Origin of the sequence: Rhizobium sp. BK312, from assembly GCF_014193605.1 — a bacterium.
In the GTDB taxonomy this organism is placed as follows: domain Bacteria; phylum Pseudomonadota; class Alphaproteobacteria; order Rhizobiales; family Rhizobiaceae; genus Rhizobium.
The window spans coordinates 1-1,048 of the sequence record NZ_JACHZP010000026.1; the positions used below are offsets into that span (position 1 = coordinate 1).

Below are 1,048 nucleotides of genomic sequence, written 5' to 3' on the forward strand. Positions count from 1 at the left end.
GTCGCGATGATTGCGGATGGAACCTTTCCTGTGAACGAGCGGTTGCCGGCGGAAGCCAAGCTCGCGGAAATGTTCGGCGCGTCACGGCCTGTTGTGCGCGACGCTCTGGAGCGGCTGCGTGCAGATGGTTTGGTCGTTTCAAGCAAGGGGTCAGGTTCCTATGTTAGGCAAAGGCCGGATTCCTCGGTCCTGAAAATGGTGCCTGTAGGATCGCTCGCCGATGTCCAGCGCTTCTTCGAATTTCGCGCCGGGCTGGAGGCGGAGGCCGCCGAGCTTGCTGCGCGCAACTGGCAGGCTGATGACAAGGAGCGGATCACGGCGGCGCTGCAGAAGATCGAGCAGTGTCTTCGCGAGGGCCGACTTGGCGCTGAAGAAGATCAGGAACTGCACGATGCCATTGCGGTCGCCACCGGCAATCAATTCCATGTCTCTGCTCGCGAATTGTTCAAGCCGCACTTCGCCATCGGTCATTCCGTGACCCGCAGCCTCAGCCTCAAGCGGACGCCAGAACAGATCCGCAGTGTTCAGGATGAGCATGCCGTCATCGTGCAGGCGATTTTCGCGCGGCAGGAGACCGAAGCGCACGATGCCATGAAGCGACATATCTTGAATGCACGCGCCCGCATGTTCCAGGGCGTATAGGGAATTGGATGAGGCGAAGGCGAGGTGATGGCTTCTTTCCGTCTCCTCGTTTGCGTCTCGATGGATGATAAAGGGTCAGGGTAGGAAGATGAGCATTGAAACCATGCGGCAGGTGCTGACCGGCGTCTCCGGTGTTCCGGTCACGGCCTATGATGGAAGTGGCGAGGTGGAACCGCGCGTCACCGCTCAGGTCTATCAGCGGGTAGCGGCTGCCGGGATTCACAACATCGTCGCAGCGGGCAATACGGGCGAATTCTATGCGCTGACGCCGGGGGAAATCCGCCGCGTCCACGAAGCTGCGATATCCGGCGTCGACGGCAAGGCGCCGGTGACGGCGGCGATTGGCCGTTCATTGCGCGAGGCGGTCCAGATGGCGAAGGATGCTGCCTCGATCGGTGCTTCAGCC

At 61.1% G+C, this 1,048-nt stretch carries 2 protein-coding genes; both read left to right on the forward strand.

What is annotated here, in order from left to right; translation table 11 throughout:
- Positions 1–642: FadR/GntR family transcriptional regulator (locus tag FHT85_RS30335; protein WP_162711776.1), on the forward strand; the 642-nt coding region annotated here is incomplete at its 5' end.
- A gap of 88 nt (positions 643–730) precedes the next feature.
- The coding region (locus FHT85_RS30340; RefSeq protein ID WP_183775118.1) for a dihydrodipicolinate synthase family protein at positions 731–1,048 on the forward strand (318 nt) is incomplete at its 3' end.